This is a genomic window from Arthrobacter sp. 131MFCol6.1, from assembly GCF_000374925.1.
In the GTDB taxonomy this organism is placed as follows: Bacteria; Actinomycetota; Actinomycetes; order Actinomycetales; family Micrococcaceae; genus Arthrobacter.
In genome coordinates, this window is sequence record NZ_KB895541.1 from 1027127 (window position 1) to 1047437 (window position 20311).

Genomic DNA, 20311 nt, shown 5'->3' on the forward strand with positions numbered 1-20311 from the left:
TCACTTTATTAGATTAGGCTTACCTAAACCAAATTAGGGTACGAAAGGTTTGCGTAATCCCCGCCGATGGGTATCCTCCTTACTTAGGGGTGCCTAAATCGGGCTAGCGTCGGCGGTATTGCCGATGGAAGCCCACACGGTCCCGCACCCCCGGCTTCCGCACTCCAGCACAGCACTGTTCCACCCGTCCGATCCAAGGAAACACCCATGCCCAGCATCCCCCTGCCCAAAACCACTCCCCGGCTCCGGAAGACGCTTGCCCTGTTGGCCGCGGCAACCGCCGTTCCGCTTGCCCTGGCCGGCTGCATGGACACCCCAAAGACCCCGGGCGACGCCGCCGCCGGCCCCGTCCAGGTCAGCAGCAGTCCGGCCGTCGACGCCAAACTCCAGGCCCTGCTGGACACCGGCACCCGGCAGTACTCGGCTTTCGTCTTGGACCAGACCGATCAGCTGCTTGACGGCACGAAGGCGTTCGCGGCAGCTTACGCCGCCGGGGACGCAACGAAAGCCCGCGGGCTCTATGCCGACACGCGCATGCACTGGGAGCGCATCGAGCCGGTGGCCGAGTCTTTCGGGGACCTCGACCCCAAGCTCGATGCCCGTGAAGCCGACCTCGAACCCGGCCAGGAATGGACCGGCTGGCACCGGGCCGAAAAGGACCTGTTCCCGCCGGCCGGCTACACCCCCCTCGCACCGGCGGCACGTGCCGCCATCGCCACGCAGCTCGTTGCCGACACCGAGGACCTGGCCCAGCGGACCCGCACAGTGGAACTCTCCGCGGACAAGATCGGCAACGGCGCCAAGGAACTCCTGGACGAAGTAGCCACCGGCAAAGTCACCGGGGAGGAAGAAATCTGGTCCCACACCGATCTCTGGGACTTCCAGGCCAACGTTGACGGAGCCCGGACCGCCTTCGACAGCCTGAAGCCGGTGCTGGCGCAGAAGGACCCGGCCCTGGCCGCAGCGCTCGAGGCCAAGTTCGCAGCCTTGCAGGCCGGGCTCAAGAAGCACTCCACCGGCGACGGCTTCACCTACTACAACAAGCTCAGCCAGGCCGAAGTCCAGCAGCTCGCCTCCCTGGTGGATGCCCTGGGCGAGCCCCTGGCCAAGCTCACATCGGCAGTAGTCCTGTGACCGGCTGCCCCTTCGGCGGCAGCCCCGGCCAGACCCCCGACGGCGGCACTCCGGAATCAGCCAAGGCACCGGGAGCCCCGGCCTCGCCCGCGCCGTCCGCAGCCCCCGGTTCGGGAAAGGGCCGGCTGTCCCGCCGCGGGCTCCTGTCCCTCGCAGGAGCCGGCGGCGCGGGCGCCGTCGCCGGCCTGGCGGCGGGGCTCCTCAGCCACGACGCCGTGACGGCAGCGGCCGCGCCGCTGGCGGCGCCCGGCGACATCATCCCCTTCCACGGTGACCGCCAGGCCGGCATCGTCACGCCGGCCCAGGATCGCCTTCACATTGCAGCCTTCGACCTCGTCACGGAGGACCGCGCCGAACTCATCCGGCTCCTGAAGGACTGGACGGCGGCCGCCGCGGCCATGACCGCGGGGCGCAGCACGGGCAACAGCGGTGCCGTCGACGGCCCCTACGACGCCCCGCCCGAGGACACGGGAGAAGCCCTGGACCTGGGGGCCGGCAAACTCACCCTCACCTTCGGGTTCGGCCCCGGCCTGTTCGAGAAAGACGGCAAGGCCCGCTTCGGACTCGACGGGCGCCGCCCGGACGCCCTGATCGACTTGCCGCACTTCCCCGGCGACGACCTCCAGCCCGGACGCACCGGCGGCGACATCGTGGTGCAGGCCTGCGCGGACGACCCCCAGGTGGCCGTCCACGCGATCCGCAACCTTGCCCGCATCGGCTTCGGGCAGACCCGCGTCCGCTGGTCCCAACTGGGCTTCGGCCGGACGTCCTCCACGACGCGGGCCCAGACCACCCCGCGGAACCTTTTCGGCTTCAAGGACGGCACCAACAACCTCAAGGCCGAGGACACCGCCCTGCTCGAGGAGCACGTGTGGGCAGGCCAGGGAACGCGTCCGGAAGAGGGCTGGATGGCCGGCGGCACGTACCTCGTGGCGCGCCGGATCCGGATGCACATCGAAATCTGGGACCGCACCTCGCTGCGCGAACAGGAAGCGCTGATCGGGCGCACCAAGGGCGCAGGGGCCCCGCTCTCCGGCGGCGAGGAATTCACCGCCCCGGACTTCCAGCTCCAGGGGCGCAGCGGGGAACCGCTGATCCCGCTGGACGCCCACGTCAGGCTCGCGCACTCAAGCCAGAACGACGGCGTCAAGATGCTCCGGCGCGGCTACAACTACACCGACGGCTCGGACGGCCTGGGGCACCTCGACGCCGGACTGTTCTTCATCGCGTTCGTCACGGACCCCAGGACCCACTATGTGCCCATGCAGCTGGCCATGGCGAAGGAGGACACGCTGGCTGTGGAATACCTTAAACACACCGGCTCGGGTCTGTTCGCGGTTCCGCCGGGCACCAGGGCGGGAGGCTTCATCGGCGAAGGTCTCTTCGCATGATGGCAGCCGTCACCGCTGCCGGACTTCCGCCCGGTACCGGTGAAGCGGGCCAGCCCGATGGCACGGAACATCCCGGACGCGGCATCAGCGGGTCCGGCAGGCCCGCTGGCAAACCAACCCTGAAACTCGTGCTGCTGGGGATGGGCTGTTCGGCAGCGTGGCTGGCCTCCGTGCTGATCGGAGGGTCGTTCGACCCCGGGGTGCAGATCCACCGGGTGGCCCTCGCCGCCCATATCCTGGCCCTGGTGCTGTCCTTCGGCGCCATCCTGGTGCTCGACTGGGTCGGCCTGCTCTGGCTCCTTGGCCGCCGCGACGTCCACGACACACGCCGACTCGATTCCGCCGCGCAGCCGCTGATCTGGGGCGGGCTGGCGATCCTGCTCATCTCCGGGGCGCTGCTGCACCCCGATCTCTCCAGCCCGCCGACCCAAATCAAACTCGTCAGCATCCTGGTCCTCATGCTCAACGGGCTGGTCCTGACGAAGACCATGAAGCAACTGCATCAACTGCCGCCGGAAACCTTGTTCACGGCAATGGCAGCCGGGCTGCGGGCACGTTTGCTCGCGGCTTTGTGCATCTCGCAAACCTGCTGGTGGACGTCCGTGCTGGTCGGGCTGCTCAACAGCACGCTGCGGCGCTGGACGGGAACCTGACGCCGGTGAGACCTTTGACTACCGCGCGGGCGAGAAGATCCGGCTGTGGCGTTTCTCGGCCACAGCCGGATCGAATCTCGTGTCTTCCAGTGTCCCGCCGTCGTCGAGCCACCGGCGGTTGGTGTAGAAGCTGATGGCCCGATTGTTGCCTTTCTCCACCCAGAGAAATGCCCGGTCGTAGCCGAGGGCGATCAGCTGTTGTTCCGCGGCGGCGAACAGAACGGAACCTACGCCCTGCGCCCACCAGTCCGGATGCACATTGATCGCGTGGAGCTGACCGGTTTCCGGGTCCGCGTCGCCGGCAGCAGGGCCGAGGATGGCGAACCCCGCAACCTCACCGGCGCTTTGGACGACGAGGTGAATGGTCCCTTGCCTGGGTTCCAGGATGTTTCGGCGCCAGGCGGTGGCTGCGCGTCCGACGTCGAGACCGTCAAGGTACTCATCGGTCATGACGCCGCGGTAAGTGGCCCGCCAGGCCGCAATGTGGATCTCGGCCAGCCGTGCGGCGTCGTGCACGGTTGCGGCCCTGACGCTGATGTCCGGAGTGGTCATGGTCCAGAATCTATCAACTGGGGTCACCGGTGCCGTGCGGCGCGCACAAGGCGGCGGGCCAAGTAGCCGATGACGACGACGCTGGCTGTGGCGAGGAGCCACGTGCCCGCGGATCCAAGGGCTAGGCCGCTCACACTAGGGCCGATTCGTTCAGCGCGGTACCCTGCATTAACACCGTGCCGGCCTCCCCCGGCCACGTCGCCCGCTGCGGTCCCGACCGGCTAACGGAACCGTTTCTTGGAAAGGTCCACGCAATGTCAGAATCTGATCTTTCGGCGCTCCGGGAGCGGGCTGCCCGCGGTGACAACGACGCCATCGGCGAGCTCATCGAGCTTGCCGCGGAGCGGGAAGACTTCGACGAGCTGCGGCGCCTTGCGGACGGCGGCAGCAAAGACGCTGAGGATCAACTCGTTGAACTCGCAGCCGAGAAGGAAGATTTCGAAGAGCTCCGGCGCCTGGCATCCGCCGGCAATACGGACGCCGCCGACATCCTGGCCGAACTCAATGAGTAAGCACTCCCGTGCCCCGGGAGAATCTCCGCAGCTGAAAATTGACTAGGTGAATATTCGCTGAAGCACCTATGCTGCGCTGAGTCGTAAACACGGCATCGATACTGGGGGTTTGAAATTGGATCTTGGCTTGCTCGTTGCGGCCCTTTACTGGGCTGTTCCCGTGGCAGCGTTTTTCGTTCTGGCGCGAACCGTTTTCCGGCTGAACACGTTTCTGAAGTTGCGGATCGCCCAGCTTCGCGCAGAGGCCTCGCCCGCCGAGGCAGCAGAGCTTCCGCACTAATTTCAGTTCGCTGGATTGATTCCATATTGGCGAATAGTTCAAGGGAAAGAGCGCCCGTGACTCCTATAGCGCTGGTGGTGCGCGCAGCGAGGCCGGAAGACGCGGCTGAGGTGCGCCGGTTGTCCATGGCTTTCACCCCAGGCGCACAAGAGGTTCCGCCGGAAGTTTTCCATAGCCGTTTCGCCCGGTTCGTGGCCGACGCTTCATGGTGCCTCCCCGTGGCACATGCACAGGGAAGCGGCAGTCTGATCGGCTATGGCCTGGCGCAGGATTTCGGGCCAGGCCTGCGGGCTACGTACACCACAGGTCGCGTACATGACCTCTTTGTCGATCCTGACACACGCCTGGGCGGCACGGGAAGGGCCCTCATGGACTTCATCTTCGACTGGTCACGCGCCAGACCGCAGCCAATGATCCTGGACTGGCAGGCAAGTCCGTCAGCCATCGGCTTCTACGAGGCCCTTGGGTTCACGGCCGATCGCGTGGGCGACTTTCCCAAGTGCCCGGGTTTCACCCTTGACCACCGAGTCGGACACCGCGTGCGGTAGATTGCACTCATCCCGGCCACGGCTCGGGCAATGGAGGGGGACCATTGAAAGCATCACAAGAGCGGCAGCACCCGCCGCGGGCGGGCCGTGCGGACTCCGCCCGTGGAGGCAAAACGCACCGCTCGGCGTCGGGCCGCCCAGTGGCCGCTGCCGTTTGGGCCGCGGCTGCGGGCACCCTGTGGTGGCTGATGGCCGGCGGAGAATCCCGGGCCGCGATGGACGCTGCACCTTGGCTGGTGCTGGTGTCCTGGTTGGTCTATGTAGCCCAGTGGCGGCCGTGCCTGCGCGCTGATGGCGGCGGCTTTACGCTGATCAACGGCCTCCGCGACCACCGGATACCTTTCGAAACGGTCCAGGACGTCGAAGTCCGCTACGCCGTCACTGTCAGGGCCGCCGGCAAGCAGTATGTGAGCTGGGGCGCTCCCACCCCGCCGGGCTCGTTCGAATCCGGCTTTGAGCACGTAAGTGACCTGAAGAGCCGGCCCCACAGCATCTCGCCTAGCAATGAACGGTTCAGGCACCCACAGCCCGCGGTGACCACCGGCCGAGACGAGATCGCCCAGGCGTGGCAGGACGCCCGCGCCGCCGGGCTCCGCTCCTCCGACGGCACAGAGACCACAACCACAGTTACCCCAGCCACCGTATCCACGACATGGAACCGCCCGATGATCGCCCTCGGCGTCGTGGTGCTCCTCTGGGTGGTCGCTGCCCAACTGTTCTAGACCGAGCGGTAGCGGAGCGAGCCGGGAATCTCGCCGCGGGACCCGAGACCTTCCCCGTAGGCGAACCGTGCCCACAGTGCCCGCATGGCCCGGCCGTGGGCATTGATCTCGTCCCACGTCGCTCCCGCCAGGAGCCCGGCACCCTCCCACGTGCGCTGGTGGCCGAACAGCAGGGGCAGGTCAACTGTGTGCGCGGCACCATAGAGATTTCCCGGTGCGCGCCAGGACAACAGGTAGCTATGGGCCCGGCCGCCCGCCCGTACATGCCGCTTGGCAAACTGCCGCGCCGCTTTGCCGTACACCATTTCCGTGACCACCCATGTGACCGCCTTGAGCACGGCGCTGCCGACCACGGGAATCCTCACCACCCGGCCCAGGCGCGGGCTGCGCGGCAGAAACAGCCGGGCCTCCTCCGCTGTGTAGCCGATCAGGATGTCGATAGCCGGGGCAGCGGCATTCCAGGCCCGGTCAAGCCCGGACTCCTCGGGCAGGGGTGAATGCCCGTACTGGATCCCGAACGGCATGGCAGCCATCAGCCCGAACTTCCTCGCCGCCCGCGTCACGTCCTCTTCAATGGCGACGACGTCCATCGCCGGAGTCGCGGCGGTAACCGCCTCGGCGGCCACCCCCATGGCGGCGGTCATCCTTTCCCGCCCCCGGGTGATGCCCAACGGAGCACTTTGAATGATTGCGCGCTGGAAGAGCGACGCCGCGTCAGGGGTCGCCATGAGGTGCGCGACGGCGTCGCCCCCTGCGGATTGCCCGAACGCCGTGACGCGGCCCGGATCGCCGCCGAAGTATGCGATGTTGCGCTGCACCCACCGGAACGCCTCGATCTGGTCCAGCAGGCCCAGATTGGCGGGCCGGCCGGTGCTGGTGGACAAATATCCGAAGAGGCCCAGCCGGTAGGTCACCGAAACGACGATCACCCGGGTTTCGGCAACCAGCGCGGCCGGGTCGAAGATCGCCAGATCCCCGGAACCGGACGTGTAGGACCCGCCGTGCAGCCACACCATGACAGGCAGCCGTTCACCGTCGTGGAGATCGGCAGGCAGGGTGATGGTCAGGCGCTGGCAATCCTCGCTGCCCGGAAGTTCGCCGTAGCGGGTGCCGAGCACGTCATCCAGGAAGGGCACCGGCGCCTGCGGGCACGCCGGAGACAGGGATGTCGCCTCGAGCGTCTCGGACCAGTCGGGTGCCTGCGCGGGCGGCTGAAAGCGTTCCGCGGTGGCGTAGGGAATGCCGGCGGCACGCACGACGTCGCCGTCGCGCCATCCGGCGATCGGGCCACACGGCGGATCGAAGGAAAGGTTCACGTTTATTCCGGTCTAGCTGTTCTTCAGGAGGGCAACGTCGGAGACAAGATCAATGTGCTCGAGCATCGCCGCCGCGGCGGCCGCCGAGTCCCGGGACCTGATCGCGTCGGCGATCTTGCGGTGGGAGGCGAGCGACTGCTCCGGCCGGCCGGGCTGTCCGAGTGATTCGAGGCGCGTTTCCAGGACCATGCCGGCAATGAAGGTCATGAGCTGGGCCAGGACCGCAGAGTGGGCCGCGGCGGTGACGGCCTGGTGGAACAGCTCGTCGCCGCGTGCGCCGCGGTCTCCCGAGGCGACCTCTTCAGCCATGGCTTCGAGGGCGTGATCGATCGCGCTCATGTCCTGCTCCGTGCGGCGGGCCGCGGCCAGTTCGGCCAGCTTAACCTCCAGCGTGCTCCGCGCCTCAACGATCTCGGGCAGACGGCTCCGGTGCTCGCGGAGGCCTTTGATCACGGAAGGAACGTTCGGCCGGTAGACCAGCACCGCTCCGGTGCCGTGCTGGACGTCGATCACGCCAAGCACCTCGAGGGCCACCAAGGCCTGCGCCAGGGTGGCACGGGAAACCCCCAACCGCTCGGCAAGTTCCCGTTCGGCCGGCAACGTGTCCCCGGGGCCCAACTCTGCGGACTCGATGAAGTCCATGATCTGCTCCACCAGCTGCTCGTAAAGCCGGGGCCGCGAAACGCGGGAAATCTGATGCGTTGCCGCTTGCTTTGCCATGCGCGTCCTTCCAGCCTGCCTTGACTCCTAAGACTACCGGAGAACTATTGACAAAGACACCTAGTGTCTAGGAGGCTAGGCCACTAAGCCAGTACCAACCACTTCGATCCGGAGGAACAACGATGTCCGCTCCCGTCCTGTCCATCATCATCCTGGCGGTGATGTTCCTGCTGGCCACGGTGCTGCCGCTGAACATGGGTGCCTTGGCCTTTGTAGGTGCCTTTCTTCTGGGCTCCCTGGTACTGGGGATGTCCACCAACGACATCCTGGCCAACTTCCCCGGCGGCCTGTTCCTGACCATCGTCGGGGTTACTTACCTGTTCGCCATCGCGCAAAACAACGGCACCATCGACCTGCTGGTCCGGGGCGCCGTCCGGCTGGTCGGCAACAAGGTCGCCCTGATCCCGTGGGTCATGTTCGCCATCACCGCGGTCATTACCGCCGTCGGCGCCCTCTCCCCGGCCGCCGTGGCCATCATCGCGCCGATCGCCCTGAGCTTCGCCGCCAAACACAAAATCAATCCGCTCATGATGGGCATGATGGTGATCCACGGCGCGCAAGCCGGCGGCTTCTCCCCCATCGCCGTCTACGGCGTCACCGTCAACAGCATCATTGCCAAGACGGAGCTGGATGCCAATCCGATGGCGATCTTCCTGGCGAGTTTCCTCTTCAACCTGGCCATCGCGCTGGTGCTGTTTGTCGTCCTCGGCGGCGGCAAACTGCTGTCCACCCCGGGCGGGCGGTTGGTGGAACAGGCCGCAGAAAAGCGCATGTCCGTCAGCGTGGGTGCCCGCGCGGCCGGCGTCACGCTGCAGGGATCCGGATCCGACATCTCCGCGGCCGGCGTCTCGGCCAAAGGCACCTCAGGCTCCGGTGCATCCCCGGCAGCCGGTCCCGCCGGGGCCGCTGCGCCCCCGGCCAGCGGCGCCCGGGCATCCGTGCCCCAGCTCATCACCATCCTTGGCCTGATCGCCCTGGCCGTCATCTCGCTCGGATTCAAGGTGGACGTCGGCTTCGTTTCGATCACCATCGCAATCGTCCTCGCCCTCGTGTCCCCCGCAGCGCAGAAGGGCGCCGTTAACAAGATCAGCTGGTCCACCGTCCTGCTCATCTGCGGCATGCTCACCTTCGTGGGCGTCCTCGAAGAAGCCGGCACCATCGCATTCGTGTCCGGCGGCGTGGCGGATCTTGGCATGCCCCTGCTCGCCGCCCTGCTGATCTGCTACATCGGCGCCATCGTCTCGGCCTTCGCCTCCTCCACTGCCATCCTGGCGGCCCTCATTCCACTGGCGGTGCCGTTCCTGGCCACCGGCGAGGTCGGCGCCGTCGGCGTGATCGCCGCCCTGGCCGTGGCCTCCACGATCGTGGATGTGTCCCCGTTCTCCACCAACGGCGCCCTGGTGCTGGCCAACGCGCCAGAGGACGTGGACAAGGACAGGTTCTACAAGCAGATCCTGGCCTACAGCGGCATCGTCGTCGCCGTCGGGCCGGCCATCGCCTGGCTGGTCATGGTAGTCCCGGGCTGGATGTGACCCCTGGATGTAGCCGGCAAATCAACCAGCCGGGGCGAGCACACCGCCCGCACCCGCCAAGACCGACCAGAGCCCGCCAAGACCGACCAGAAAAGGAACACGTCCATGAGCACCGAATCCATGCCCGACGCCGAAGGCCCCCTCACCGGCTATCTCGTGGTGGACCTGAGCCGTGCCCTCGCCGGCCCGCATGCCGGGATGATGCTGGCTGACCTCGGCGCGCGGGTGATTAAGGTGGAGAACCCCGGCACCGGAGACGACACCCGCGGCTGGGGTCCGCCCTTCGTGGGCCCCGAGGATGATCCGCAGGCCACGTACTTCCTCTCCTGCAACCGCAACAAGGAATCCATTGCCCTGGACCTGAAGAGCGACGACGGGCGGGCAGTGCTGCGTGAGCTGCTGGAACGCGCCGACGTGGTCATCGAGAACTTCCGTCCCGGCGTCCTGGACCGGCTCGGGTTCTCCGCTGCGCAGATGCATGCCCTGAATCCGGCGCTGGTGGTCCTCTCCATCACCGGATTCGGGCACGACGGACCCGAAGCCCAACGCAGCGGCTATGACCAGATCCTCCAGGGCGAGGCCGGGTTGATGTCGCTGACCGGACCCGGGCCGGACGATCCGCAGCGGGTCGGGGTCCCCATCGCCGACCTCCTCTCCGGCATGTACGGGGCGTTCGGCACCCTCGCGGCGCTGCTCCAGCGTGAGCGGACCGGTCAGGGCCAGATAGTCCGCACCTCATTGCTCGCGGCCCTGATCGGGGTCCACGCCTTCCAGGGCACCCGGGCCACTGTTGCGGGCGAAGTGCCCAAGGCCCAGGGCAACCACCACCCGTCCATCGCCCCTTACGGACTGTTCCACTGCCGGCAGGGCAGGGTGCAGATCAGTGTGGGAAGCGAAAAGCTCTGGAGAACGTTCGCGTCGACGTTCGGGATCGACGCCGCGCGGCCGGAGTTCGCCACCAATGCGGACCGCGTGCGCAACCGCGAGAAAGTCATCGAAGAGGTGGAGCGGGTGTTCTCCGATTTTGAGGCGGAGCCGCTGCTCACCAAACTCAACGCCGCCGGCGTCCCGGCCGGCAAGGTCAGAACCCTGGACGAAGTCTACGAATGGGAACAGGTCCACTCGCAGGGTCTGGTGATCGACGTCGAGCACAAAATCCTCGGGACCGTGAGCCTGCCTGGCCCGCCGTTGCGGTTCTTCAGCGCCGCCGGCACCAACGAAACCACGTTGACGTCCCACACCGCACCGCCGCTGCTGGACCAGGACGGCGAGCAGATCCGGCGGTGGCTGGGGCTGACAGCCGGCACCCGGGCCGGCGCGGCGACAGTCACGGGCCAGAAGGGTCCCCGGGCATGCTGACCCAGCAGACGGTCCGGCACCTGGACGCCACCGAACTCATCGCCGCGGTCCTCGATCCCGGGTCCTACCGCAGCTGGGACGCTCCCGTGCTGGACCCTGATCCCGACCCCGGGTACCGGCAGGAACTGGCCGCCGCCCGGGCCAAGTCCGGCGTGGACGAGTCCGTCCTCACCGGCGAAGGCCTTATCCGCGGCCGCCGGGTGGCCGTGATCGTCAGCGAGTTCCGGTTCCTTGCTGGTTCCATCGGCCAGGCCGCCGCGGAACGGATCGTCGCCGCCGTCGAACGGGCCACCCGCGAGGGCCTGCCCCTCCTCGCCGGTCCGGCGTCGGGCGGAACCCGCATGCAGGAAGGGACCATCGCGTTCCTCTCCATGGTCAAGATCAGCGCCGCCGTCCGCACCCACCGCAACGCCGGGCTGCCCTATCTGGTCTACCTGCGCCATCCCACCACGGGAGGCGTCATGGCCTCGTGGGGGTCCCTCGGCCACATCACCGCCGCCGAGCCCGGCGCCCTGCTCGGCTTCCTCGGACCCCGGGTCTACGAGGCCCTCCACGCCACCCCTTTCCCGGAGAACGTCCAGACAGCCGAGAACCTCTTCGACAAAGGGCTGATTGACGCGGTGGTCCCGCCCTCGCAGCTGTCCGACGTCGTCGACCGCGCCTTGGGCATCCTGGTCACCGGCCCCCGCCCGACGGTCACCGCGCCCGCCACGCTGTCCGTGAAGCCGTCCGGCGCCGGCGCCTGGGAGTCGATCGGCATCACCCGCGACCCCCGCCGGCCGGATGTCCGGCAGCTGCTGGCGCACGGGGCCCGGGACGTGCTCCCGCTCAACGGCACCGGCCAGGGCGAAAAGGACCCCGGCCTTCAGCTGGCCCTGGCCCGTTTCGGCCGGGAATCCTGCGTCGTGATCGGCCACACCCGGCCGCGGGCCGACCGGCCGACGGCGATGGGGCCGGCGTCCCTCCGGGAAGCCCGGCGCGGCATGCGCCTCGCCGAGGAACTCGGGCTGCCGCTGGTCACCATCATCGACACCGCCGGCGCCGCCCTGTCCCAGGAAGCCGAGGAAGGCGGCCTGGCCGGCGAGATCGCCCGCTCCCTGCACGACCTCATCGGGATCAACGCACCCACGGTGTCCGTGCTGCTCGGGCAGGGGGCCGGAGGCGGGGCACTGGCCCTCCTGCCCGCGGACCGCACCATCGCCGCGCAGCACGCCTGGCTGTCGCCGCTGCCGCCAGAAGGCGCGAGCGCCATCGTCCATCGGAGCACCGGCTTCGCCGCGGCCATGTCCGAGGCCCAGGGCGTCAACGTCGCGTCGCTGTACGCCAACGGACTCGTGGAGCACATCGTGGACGAACGCCCCAATGCCGCCGACGAGGCTCTGGCCTTTTGCAGCCGCCTCGGCCGCGCCATCGAATACGAACTCGCCGCGCTCTCAAAAGCAGGAGTCGACGAACTGCTCCCCCGGCGCCTGGCAAAGTACCGAAACCTGGGCAGCGTCCTGGCACCGGCGGAGGGACGCCGCCCGGCCGGGACCGCCGCTAGGACAGGCTCGAGAACTCCGCGTAGCTGAGCGGGGCGTAGCGTCCGTAGGCGGCGATCACCGCGGCCTCGACCGCATCGACGTCGAGGCCCGGCACCAGGTCATCGGCCGCGCCGGCCGTCGCCGGGTCCCATTCGAGGCCGAGGGCGGCGTAACTGGCCTCCAGGACCGCGCGGATCGGGGCCGAGTCCGCCACCACGATCACGGAGCTGAAGAGCCAGCCGCCGGCGACCACGCGCTGGGCGGTGCCGACCAGCTTGATCCGGTGTTCGGGGAACTCCGGGTCGCTGCCGTGCACGCTGAACTCCCCGGGGCAGTACTCCCCCGGGATCTCACCGACGCCGGCATCCACGCCCGCGTCGCGCAGTGCCCCGGCGAGCAGTTCGCCGAAACGCGAAAACCGTCCCTTGGCCCCGGCTATCGCGTCCGCATCGGGTTCCAGATGGTCAATTACGAGCGTTCGCTCGTGGTACGCCGCCGCGCGGCCGCCGGCCTTGCGGACCAGCGGCTCGAAGCCCAGCTGCCGGCAGGCGTTGGCGGCTGCTTCGAAGCCGGGCAGGTGCGTGTCGCGCTGGCCGAAGGCGACCGTGGGAACCGGCCGGTACAGCCGCAAGGTGGGACCGAGTGAGCCCGTCTTGACCTTCTGGAGGAGCCCGAGCGCGAAGTCGAGGTCGGCCGCGGCGCCCAGTGATTCCTGCTGCCGCACCACCGTCAGTGTCCGGGACCCGGCAGGCGCCTGCGGCATGTTGTTATGCTCCCTTATGGTCATTCTGCAATTCCTCGTCGTAGCCGCCGCCTTCGCCGTCATCGACGCCATCTGGCTCAAGACGATGAACCCGTTCTACCGCCGCCAGATTGGTGGCCTGATGGCCGACAAGCCCAATCTAGGTTACGCGGTGGTGTTCTACGTGATCTACATTGCCGGGATCGTGTTCTTTGCCCTGACGCCAGCGCTCGACGGCGGCAGCTGGCTCAGCGCTGTGGGCTACGGTGCCGCGCTGGGCGTGTTTGGCTACGCCACCTACGACCTGACAAATGCCGCCACGCTCAAGACGTGGCCGTGGCAGCTGATCGTCGTCGACATCCTGTGGGGAGCCGTGCTCACGGCGCTGGCCACGCTGGCCGGCTGGCTCGTCTTCCACACGAACTAGGACTTGCGCAGCGTCAGGATCTGTTCCGCGCGTCCGAACGGGCCCGTGAGGTCATGCAGCACCGTGGAGGTGAGCCCGATCCCGTCCGTGCCGAACGTGACTTCGTTGTCCAGCCCCAGCCACTCCCCCTCCGGCTGCCGGTACATGTGGATCTGCAGGTCCAGGTTGGGGAAGGCGTAGCTGCCCTGGCCCGGCGGGACCCGGGCGGCAATGCCGTTCGCTGTGTCCACGAGGCCGACCAGCCGGGCGAGGTCGCCGCTGTCCGCCCGGTCGGTCAGCGGATAGTCGGTGCGGAGCCACACTGTCCCCGAGCCCGCCCGGTGGCCCTCGGCGATCCGCATGTGCAATGAGGCGATGTAGCCGCCGGGCCAGACGGCCGCGGCGTCGTACGGCTCGCAGTCCTCAGGGGCCGGAATCCGAGGGTCCTCGAAAGCCGCGATGGCGGACGTGTCCGAGGTGATCATCCGCCAGGCCGTGGCGCGGATGGCCGTGCGCCCGCCGGCGACGAGCTCGGCCTGCACCAGTTCGATGGTCCGGCCCGGGCGCAGGGTGGAGGTCACGATCTCGAACTCACCGCCGGGGATCAGCCCGAGGATTTCATAGCTGAGCCGCGCCATGCGCATATCCTCGCGAGGCTCATGCCGGGCCAGGCAGTCGGCCATGATGCCGGATGCGGGGGCCATGTGCTGCTCGTGTTCGTTCCAGGCGCCTTGGGCGTGGATGGTGGAGCGGAACCGTCCGTCCCCCAGGACCTCGTAGTAGAAATCGCCCTCGGCAAGATCCGGTAGTGCAGCAGTCAACGTCCGCCCTTTCGCATGGCTGGTGATTCCAGAACACACTATCCTGCTGCGCTTTTCGCAGCTCCCGGCCGCTGTGTTTCCGGCTCCGGTCCGGCGCGGTCCCGGGACGCGCGTTGCGGTTGTTCCCACTCGATCCGCTCTGGCTGGGTAGACTCGGGTGAGGTTTTAACGACTATTCACCGAAGAGGTGCTCCCCCTGCTTAGAGTCATCAGCTACAACCTCCGCAAGCACGCGGCCAGCGGCGAGCTGGTCGATCTGGCCCGTGATTTCGAGATTGATGCTTTGTGCCTCCAGGAGTGCGACACGGACGATCTGCCCGAAACCATCGGGGATCTGCATCTGGCCGATTCCACCAAGGGCAACCGGCTGGGCCTGGCGATCTATTACCGCATGAGCCGTTTCACGGCCTACGAGACCAAGACCTTCGCCCTCAAGAAGTCCATGCACGACCGTGTCCTCTCCCCCGCGCACGAGCGGCTCATCGGCACGCGGGTGACCGACAACGAGACCGACCACGGCCTCGTCATCGCATCGTTCCACGCGGCGCCGCTGACGGCGTCCAACTCACTGCGCCGGAACCAGATCCATGCCGCCCACGCCGAGCTGCTCAGCATGGGCGGCGGACTGATGTCCCTGATGGTGGGTGACTTCAACTATCCGTTCTTCACCAAGTCCCTGACAGCGCAGATGAAAGACGCCGGCTACGACCTCACCATGAGTGACCGACGGACCTACACCCGGTACAAGGTCTTCAAGGGCCATTTCGACTTTGCCACGTCCCAAGGCCTCGAGATCGAAAGCGTGGAAACGCTGGCCCGGGGCGCCTCGGACCACCTTCCCATCCTCATCACGGCCGAATATGGCCAGGATGGCAACGGCAACGGTGCGGCACCCGCGACCAGCTGACGGCCGCTCCTGAGGCGTCGGTCCTGCCGGGTAGGTCGTGCCGGGCGGGTCCTGCCGCTAGGAACCCGCATTGAAGACGTCCCCGCCGAAGCCGTTCAGCCCCGGCGCCCCGGCGTACCCGAGGCGCGGGAGCGAGAACGCGTCTTCGATGCTGGCCAGGAGGCTGAAGTGGTTGTAGGCCCGGTCCGACGTCGTGCCGCCTTTCGTGAACGGCGAGAGGACCAGCGCACCAATCCTGCCGCCGGCCGTCCCTCCGGGCAGCAGCCCTGAGGGCCCAACTGTCTTGCCCTCGGACTCGTCGAAGGTGATGACCAGCATCCCGTCCTGCCGGAAGGCCGGGGAGTCCAGGATGGCCGGGACCTGCTGGCTCAGCCAATGGTCTGCGGTGGCCAGTCCGCCTGCGCTGCCATCGACGCAGGGGTTGTCGTGGCCGTCATTGCAAAGATTGGGCGAGATGTAGGACAGGTTCGGGGTGGTGGCTACGGACTGGAGGTCGCCGCGGAGTTCGCTGAAGTCCACCACATTGCTCTGGCAGTCCGGTGACGAGGTGATGGCCTGGAAATACACGAACGGGTTGTGCCGCGTTGCGTATTGGTCACCCACCTTGGCGCCCTGGCTGGTGTCCTGCCCGCCGAGTTCGGGATGCCGGCACGGCGTGCCCATGTCTTCCATGTAACCCTTCCAGGTCTTGCCGGCGGCGCTGAGCTGCCCGGCGACCGTGGGGACCGAGGCCGGATAGACGCAGCCGGTGCCCTCCGCCAAGCCGAGCGCGCCGGTCCCCGTCAGCTCAAACGCGGCGTAGGTGGGGCAGTCGGCGCGGGTCATCGCGTTGGACGCCTGCCCGGAGATCTGGGCCAGGTAGTTCGGGTTCGAATTGTGAGCGATCCCGTAGTACTTGGAAAGCAGGACGCCCTGGCTGCGAAGCGTCTGCGACAGGTAGGGGGCCTCAGAACCTGCGCCCCACACCTTGTTGTAGCCCTTGTTCTCGAGATTGATGACGAACACGTGCCCGGGCTTCGACGCCGCCCCCGTGGTGGCGGTGCCCCCGGCCGTGGGAACCGGGTTGCTCCCCGGCGGCGCCGGCGCGCACGCCGCTGCCGACACGACCAGGACTGCTGCAGCAAGCAGCGCGGCGATTCGTCGATGAGTTTTCGTGGCAGTCCGGCTCATGGATTCAGGCTTTCTGATTGACCGATCAGCGTGGCCTTGGCGGCTTCAGTGTTTGCACTCTTTCACACCGCGGTCAAGAAAACCCGCGAGGACGCTGCACAGTTGCTGGGAATGAGTTCAGTAGTGAATGCTGTGGTGGTAGTTTGCACTCATGGGCGCACCATCGGATCCCATTCCGCTCCTGGATCTGAGCACCGCCAGGGGGCGCGACGGCACGTTTGACCCGGCGTTTATTGATGCACTGCGCGACGCCACGCACCGGGTGGGCTTTTTCCAGCTGACCGGCTACGGGGCCTCTGCCGCCGAGGTGGATGAGCTCTTCGACGTCACGCGGCGGTTCTTCGAGCTTCCGCTTGAATCACGGCTGGAACTGGACAACCGGCTCTCACCCCATTTCCGCGGTTACACCCGGCTGGGCCACGAAATCACCCAGGGGCGGCCGGACGCGCGCGAGCAGCTTGATTTCGGACCGGAGCGGCCCGCGGTCGCGGACTACCCACCGGATCAGCCGTATTGGCTGGTCCAGGGGCCAAACCTGCTGCCGGACCGGGCGCTGCCCGAGCTGCGCACCGTGTGCATGGCCTGGGCGGAGCAGATGTCCCGCGTCGGAGCCGAATTGCTCAGCGCCATCGCCGTGTCGCTGGACCTGCCAGAGGGATACTTCGACGAACCGTTCCGGGACTCACCGGCCTGGATGGCCAAGTTGGTCCACTACGTGGGCGGCGTTGTCGCGGACGCCGGACCGCAGGGTGTCGGCGCGCACGCGGACTACGGCTTCGTCACATTGTTGCTCCAGGATCAGGTCGGCGGCCTGCAGGTTCTCCCGCCGGGCACCGATGGCTGGATTCCGGTCGAACCTATTCCGGGGGCTCTGGTGGTCAATCTGGGCGAAATGCTCGAAGTCGCGACCCAAGGCTACCTGGCCGCCACCATCCACCGCGTCGAGGCGCCCCCGGCCGGCGTCGACCGCTATACGGTCCCCTTCTTCTTCTCGCCCCGGCTCGACGCCGTCATTGAGCCAGTGCCCCTGCCGCCCGCGCTGGCGGCCCGGTCACGGGGGGTTTCCGATGATCCGGACAATCCGATGCTCGCGTCCTACGGCGCCAACGTGCTCAAAGGCTGGCTGCGGGCCCACCCCGAGGTTGCCCGGATCCATCACCCCGAACTTATCCGGACCGCCGGGCAGTCCTGAGCGGCCGCAATTGACCGGCCAACACGCCGGGAATGACGAGCCGCCGCAGGGCGTCCCGGCGGCGTCCCCCCTCAGGCCTTTCGCTGTGCGACGGCGCCGGCCAGCGAGGCCAGGCCCTTTTCGAAGTCGGCGCCGACCATCTTGTCCATATTCATGAACAGGGCAAAGACCTTGCCAATGCCCTTGTTCTCCCCGGTCATCGTCCAGGTGACCTGAGTGCCGTCACCGGAAGGCGTGAACGTGAAGGAGGTGGGGTTGACCGCTTTGAAGGGCTTGGTGAACTCCAGACGGATCTTGATGTTGCGCGGCTCGGCGGTGTCCACGATTTCCATCGTGCCGGAGCCGGCCTTGCGGTTCCCGCTCCAGGCGTATTTGGCGCCGACCCCGGATTCGTTGCCGGAGTAGCTCCGTTCCATGGCAGGATCAACTGACTCCCACGGCGACCACTTGGTCCATTCGCGGAAGCTGTTGACCAGCGGAAAGATGTCCTCGGCCGGTGCGGGAATGACTGCGCTGCGGGTAACTTCGTAGGTAGACATGCCGCAATCCTAGGGGGTGATCGGCCCGACCAGGCCCAGGACAGGCAGGTCAGCCCTGCAGCGGGATGACCTCAATCCCCCCGTGCTGATCGGCAACGACCAGGACCCGGGCCGCCGCCACACCCTCCAGTGCGGCCGCCAACCGGTTCTCTTGGGTCCCGGCATCGCCCGCGGCTTCCCCACCGGCAACGCCGGCAACATCGGCAACGCCGGCAACATCGGCAACGCCGGCAACATCGGCAACGCCGGCAGCACTGGCACCAGCACCGCCGTCGGCCCGCTTCCACACGGTGACGCCGGCCCCGGTGACCTCGTCGATGACTCGCCGCAGCGGTGCGGGGTCGGATCCCGCCACGAGGAACACGTGGCCGATGGTGCGCGGACGGACCGGACCGGCCGCGGCGAGCACGGCGCGGTCCTGCCGCCACACCGCAAAGTGGTACCCGAACACGAGTCCCGTGGCCACCAGAAGCCCCAGGGGTGCGCGGATCCGGTCCACGAGGCTTCCACCGCTGACATCGCCCAGGAAGAACTCGAACATCCGGAACCCGATCACCAGCAAGGTGACCACCGCCACCACCGCGCTCAGGCCGAACACGGCCACCAGGTAGATCCGGCGCGCGTTCAGTCCGGCGCCGGTCGCCGACGACTGCTCCACGGGCCGCCACGCAAGCCACCAGACCGGCCCGCCAACCAGGAGCGAGCTAATTCCCGCAAGCAGCAGCGTCCGCGCCCCGGCGCCGGCCAGCGGCGTCGCCGTCATCGCGAGGACCGAGTTGACGATCACGCCGATCCCGGACGCTGCCGCGACCAGGGCGACGCCGGAGGTCACCAGCCTGCCGCCCTGCAGCGTTGCCTCTGTGCGCCCGCGCGCGATGTTGCGGTGGTAGACCCAGACGAGGCAGCCGATGGCGGCCGCGGACACAGCCGGCGCGAGTGGCTCCAGCAGGAGCTCCAGCGGTTCGGAACGGTCGAACAGCAGGCGAAGGACCACGAAGAGCGCGACGCCGGCTCCGCCCAGGGTGAGAATGCCGGCGCCGAGCACCCCGACCGTGATGAGCGCGACGTCGGCCAGCCCGGTCTGCAGCCTCCGGCCGCCGTCGTGCTTCCAATGCCACCACCAGATAATGGTTCCGCCGACGGCCCAGACCAGGGATTGCAGCGCCGAAACCCACCACGGCTTGCCCACCGACACCTCAGTCGCGGCTCCCCGCAGGGCGGCATCCAGCAGTGTGGATAGGGCTGAGACGGCGCCGCCCACGCCCAGCACGAGCCCCAGCACCGAGCCGAGCACCGTGGGGACGTCGGAGAGGTCTGTCGGGTTCTTCCGGGGGTGATGCCACATCCACCGGTGCCAGGCCAAGACCGCGGCCCACACCAGACCGGTGGCCAGCGACAGCCGCCATTCCAGCCCCTGGCCGCCGATCAGCGAAGACAGAGAGTTCAGCACGTTGGTGGCGGCGATGAGCAGGGCGAGCAGGTAGGCGCCAGCCAGGTAGAGACCCCAGCCGACGGCGGACCGTTCCTCCGGGTCGTCGAGCCGCCGCCATACCGCCCACCACAAGAGGGCAGCGAGCGGCCCGCCAATCAGGGCGAAAGCCAGCGAGCGGGCGAGCCCGGCGACGTCGTCCGAGGCCAGCTCCGTCCCCGCCACCAACAGGCGGCCGAGCAGTCCGCTGAGCCCGACGGCGGTGATCACCACCAGCGCGAACAGCAGCGCGTAGGTGATGAGCCGGCGCACAGTCCGTTGGGCGCTCACTGCTTCACCTGGCCCGGGCACACTGTCAGCTGCCAGGGTGCGGTGTCGATCAGCCAGCCGTTGCCCGACCGAACGAGGTCGAACGCGTCCTCCACCTGGTATTCGGCACTGCCAAAGGGGCCGCCCGGCTCGGACACAGTGATGAGCACCCTCACGTCCGCGGATTCCGGCCGCTCGGTGGTAGATACCAGCGTGACTCGCAAATTCCGGGCCGTGGGGCGGGCGTCGGGTGTGCACTTGCTCCGGGCGGCTGGCGTCAGGTAGGCGGAGGCGGCCGCCTCATCCCCGGCAATGACGGCGGCGGCATAGCGCTGTGCGACGCCGGCGGGCGTTGACTCGGCCAGGGGCGCAGGTTCCCCGCGGGTGAAGACAACTGCCAGCGCGATGATCACGATCACCGCGATCGCGGCCAGGATGGCCAGCAGGGTCCGGTCAGGCCTGGTGCGGCGCGGCTCCCCCGGCTCCTCCGGCTTCTCCGGCTTCTCCGGGCCGGGTTCCTCCGGCGGTCCTTCAGGCTGCGGGCTCATGCCGCA

General features: G+C 67.9%; 21 protein-coding genes. 12 read left to right on the forward strand and 9 right to left on the reverse strand.

The features are described from left to right. Positions 1–207 precede the first annotated feature (207 nt). The 3 genes from efeO to C566_RS20790 are packed head-to-tail and all read left to right on the forward strand — an operon-like array spanning position 208 to position 3178. Positions 208–1134 carry an iron uptake system protein EfeO gene (efeO, locus tag C566_RS0104820; protein ID WP_018773207.1) on the forward strand — a complete coding sequence of 309 codons (927 nt, stop codon included), beginning with the start codon at positions 208–210 and terminating at the stop codon, positions 1132–1134. Continuing rightward, positions 1131–2525, forward strand: coding sequence for an iron uptake transporter deferrochelatase/peroxidase subunit (gene efeB, locus C566_RS0104825; RefSeq protein ID WP_018773208.1), 1395 nt, complete (start codon positions 1131–1133; stop codon positions 2523–2525). The genes efeO and efeB overlap by 4 nt, the downstream gene beginning before the upstream one ends. Further along, a complete protein-coding gene (locus tag C566_RS20790) occupies positions 2522–3178 on the forward strand; it encodes a hypothetical protein (protein ID WP_018773209.1) in 657 nt (218 codons plus the stop codon). Before efeB ends, C566_RS20790 begins: the two co-directional genes overlap by 4 nt. A gap of 18 nt (positions 3179–3196) precedes the next feature. Here the strand turns inward: C566_RS20790 and C566_RS0104835 are convergent, their stop codons facing one another. Beyond that, positions 3197–3730: a GNAT family N-acetyltransferase gene (locus C566_RS0104835; RefSeq protein ID WP_018773210.1), complete on the reverse strand. Its 534-nt coding sequence runs from the start codon at positions 3728–3730 to the stop codon at positions 3197–3199. A 254-nt stretch (positions 3731–3984) separates the two neighbouring features. On the opposite strand from C566_RS0104835, the gene C566_RS0104840 reads away from it, so the two are divergent. The 3 genes from C566_RS0104840 (at position 3985) to C566_RS22005 (ending at position 5792) form a co-directional block, all read left to right on the forward strand. Next, complete coding sequence (locus tag C566_RS0104840; protein WP_018773211.1) at positions 3985–4242, forward strand: hypothetical protein; 258 nt, start codon at positions 3985–3987, stop codon at positions 4240–4242. Between the two features lie 405 nt (positions 4243–4647). Continuing rightward, positions 4648–5070 (forward strand): GNAT family N-acetyltransferase, encoded by a 423-nt coding sequence (locus tag C566_RS22000; protein ID WP_231386279.1) that lies wholly within the window; start codon positions 4648–4650, stop codon positions 5068–5070. Positions 5071–5210: 140 nt separating this feature from the next. Further along, complete coding sequence (locus tag C566_RS22005; protein ID WP_018773214.1) at positions 5211–5792, forward strand: hypothetical protein; 582 nt, start codon at positions 5211–5213, stop codon at positions 5790–5792. On the opposite strand, the gene C566_RS0104860 is transcribed toward C566_RS22005, so the two are convergent. After that, positions 5789–7108 (reverse strand): carboxylesterase family protein, encoded by a 1320-nt coding sequence (locus C566_RS0104860; RefSeq protein ID WP_018773215.1) that lies wholly within the window; start codon positions 7106–7108, stop codon positions 5789–5791. The genes C566_RS22005 and C566_RS0104860 overlap by 4 nt on opposite strands. A 12-nt stretch (positions 7109–7120) precedes the next feature. Then, positions 7121–7828 (reverse strand): FadR/GntR family transcriptional regulator, encoded by a 708-nt coding sequence (locus tag C566_RS0104865; RefSeq protein WP_018773216.1) that lies wholly within the window; start codon positions 7826–7828, stop codon positions 7121–7123. A gap of 122 nt (positions 7829–7950) precedes the next feature. Here C566_RS0104865 and C566_RS0104870 point away from each other — a divergent pair, with 122 nt between their 5' ends. The 3 genes from C566_RS0104870 (at position 7951) to C566_RS20810 (ending at position 12290) form a co-directional block, all read left to right on the forward strand. Further along, a complete protein-coding gene (locus C566_RS0104870) occupies positions 7951–9360 on the forward strand; it encodes an SLC13 family permease (RefSeq protein WP_018773217.1) in 1410 nt (469 codons plus the stop codon). 105 nt (positions 9361–9465) lie between these two features. Then, positions 9466–10719, forward strand: a complete 1254-nt coding sequence (locus C566_RS20805) for a CaiB/BaiF CoA transferase family protein (protein WP_018773218.1) — start codon at positions 9466–9468, stop codon at positions 10717–10719. Continuing rightward, the gene (locus C566_RS20810; RefSeq protein ID WP_018773219.1) at positions 10713–12290 is read left to right on the forward strand and encodes a carboxyl transferase domain-containing protein; all 1578 of its coding nucleotides are present in this window, start codon (positions 10713–10715) and stop codon (positions 12288–12290) included. Before C566_RS20805 ends, C566_RS20810 begins: the two co-directional genes overlap by 7 nt. On the opposite strand, the gene C566_RS0104885 is transcribed toward C566_RS20810, so the two are convergent. Beyond that, complete coding sequence (locus tag C566_RS0104885; protein WP_018773220.1) at positions 12259–13005, reverse strand: lipoate--protein ligase family protein; 747 nt, start codon at positions 13003–13005, stop codon at positions 12259–12261. The genes C566_RS20810 and C566_RS0104885 overlap by 32 nt on opposite strands. Before the next feature lie 16 nt (positions 13006–13021). On the opposite strand from C566_RS0104885, the gene C566_RS0104890 reads away from it, so the two are divergent. Beyond that, complete coding sequence (locus tag C566_RS0104890) at positions 13022–13411, forward strand: DUF2177 family protein (protein ID WP_018773221.1); 390 nt, start codon at positions 13022–13024, stop codon at positions 13409–13411. Here C566_RS0104890 and C566_RS0104895 read toward each other — a convergent pair. Further along, a complete protein-coding gene (locus C566_RS0104895; RefSeq protein ID WP_018773222.1) occupies positions 13408–14211 on the reverse strand; it encodes a thioesterase family protein in 804 nt (267 codons plus the stop codon). The genes C566_RS0104890 and C566_RS0104895 overlap by 4 nt on opposite strands. Before the next feature lie 187 nt (positions 14212–14398). Here C566_RS0104895 and C566_RS0104900 point away from each other — a divergent pair, with 187 nt between their 5' ends. Further along, a complete protein-coding gene (locus C566_RS0104900) occupies positions 14399–15118 on the forward strand; it encodes an endonuclease/exonuclease/phosphatase family protein (protein ID WP_018773223.1) in 720 nt (239 codons plus the stop codon). Positions 15119–15175: 57 nt separating this feature from the next. On the opposite strand, the gene C566_RS0104905 is transcribed toward C566_RS0104900, so the two are convergent. Continuing rightward, a complete protein-coding gene (locus C566_RS0104905; protein WP_051082220.1) occupies positions 15176–16288 on the reverse strand; it encodes an alkaline phosphatase family protein in 1113 nt (370 codons plus the stop codon). Between the two features lie 151 nt (positions 16289–16439). On the opposite strand from C566_RS0104905, the gene C566_RS0104910 reads away from it, so the two are divergent. Beyond that, entirely contained in the window at positions 16440–17480 is a 1041-nt protein-coding gene (locus C566_RS0104910) for an isopenicillin N synthase family dioxygenase (protein ID WP_018773225.1), read from the forward strand. A gap of 71 nt (positions 17481–17551) precedes the next feature. On the opposite strand, the gene C566_RS0104915 is transcribed toward C566_RS0104910, so the two are convergent. From C566_RS0104915 to C566_RS0104925, 3 genes are read right to left on the reverse strand one after another with little or no spacing between them, the layout of a single operon-like run. Next, complete coding sequence (locus C566_RS0104915; RefSeq protein WP_018773226.1) at positions 17552–18019, reverse strand: SRPBCC family protein; 468 nt, start codon at positions 18017–18019, stop codon at positions 17552–17554. A 49-nt stretch (positions 18020–18068) separates the two neighbouring features. Then, positions 18069–19778 carry a DUF5671 domain-containing protein gene (locus C566_RS0104920; protein WP_155846732.1) on the reverse strand — a complete coding sequence of 570 codons (1710 nt, stop codon included), beginning with the start codon at positions 19776–19778 and terminating at the stop codon, positions 18069–18071. Further along, positions 19775–20305, reverse strand: coding sequence for a hypothetical protein (locus C566_RS0104925; RefSeq protein ID WP_018773228.1), 531 nt, complete (start codon positions 20303–20305; stop codon positions 19775–19777). Before C566_RS0104925 ends, C566_RS0104920 begins: the two co-directional genes overlap by 4 nt. Positions 20306–20311: the final 6 nt, after the last annotated feature.

What these genes read in the sequence shown, in the direction of transcription:
- C566_RS0104865 (WP_018773216.1), bottom strand. Translation starts at nt 7,828, where the DNA reads ATGGCAAAGCAAGCGGCAACGCATCAGATTTCCCGCGTTTCGCGGCCC.
- C566_RS0104925 (WP_018773228.1), bottom strand. Translation starts at nt 20,305, where the DNA reads ATGAGCCCGCAGCCTGAAGGACCGCCGGAGGAACCCGGCCCGGAGAAG.
- C566_RS20810 (WP_018773219.1), top strand. Translation starts at nt 10,713, where the DNA reads ATGCTGACCCAGCAGACGGTCCGGCACCTGGACGCCACCGAACTCATC.
- C566_RS0104915 (WP_018773226.1), bottom strand. Translation starts at nt 18,019, where the DNA reads ATGTCTACCTACGAAGTTACCCGCAGCGCAGTCATTCCCGCACCGGCC.
- C566_RS0104885 (WP_018773220.1), bottom strand. Translation starts at nt 13,005, where the DNA reads ATGCCGCAGGCGCCTGCCGGGTCCCGGACACTGACGGTGGTGCGGCAG.
- C566_RS20790 (WP_018773209.1), top strand. Translation starts at nt 2,522, where the DNA reads ATGATGGCAGCCGTCACCGCTGCCGGACTTCCGCCCGGTACCGGTGAA.
- C566_RS0104890 (WP_018773221.1), top strand. Translation starts at nt 13,022, where the DNA reads ATGGTCATTCTGCAATTCCTCGTCGTAGCCGCCGCCTTCGCCGTCATC.
- C566_RS0104840 (WP_018773211.1), top strand. Translation starts at nt 3,985, where the DNA reads ATGTCAGAATCTGATCTTTCGGCGCTCCGGGAGCGGGCTGCCCGCGGT.
- C566_RS0104870 (WP_018773217.1), top strand. Translation starts at nt 7,951, where the DNA reads ATGTCCGCTCCCGTCCTGTCCATCATCATCCTGGCGGTGATGTTCCTG.
- efeO (WP_018773207.1), top strand. Translation starts at nt 208, where the DNA reads ATGCCCAGCATCCCCCTGCCCAAAACCACTCCCCGGCTCCGGAAGACG.
- C566_RS0104835 (WP_018773210.1), bottom strand. Translation starts at nt 3,730, where the DNA reads ATGACCACTCCGGACATCAGCGTCAGGGCCGCAACCGTGCACGACGCC.
- C566_RS22000 (WP_231386279.1), top strand. Translation starts at nt 4,648, where the DNA reads ATGGCTTTCACCCCAGGCGCACAAGAGGTTCCGCCGGAAGTTTTCCAT.
- C566_RS0104905 (WP_051082220.1), bottom strand. Translation starts at nt 16,288, where the DNA reads ATGAGCCGGACTGCCACGAAAACTCATCGACGAATCGCCGCGCTGCTT.
- C566_RS20805 (WP_018773218.1), top strand. Translation starts at nt 9,466, where the DNA reads ATGAGCACCGAATCCATGCCCGACGCCGAAGGCCCCCTCACCGGCTAT.
- C566_RS0104910 (WP_018773225.1), top strand. Translation starts at nt 16,440, where the DNA reads ATGGGCGCACCATCGGATCCCATTCCGCTCCTGGATCTGAGCACCGCC.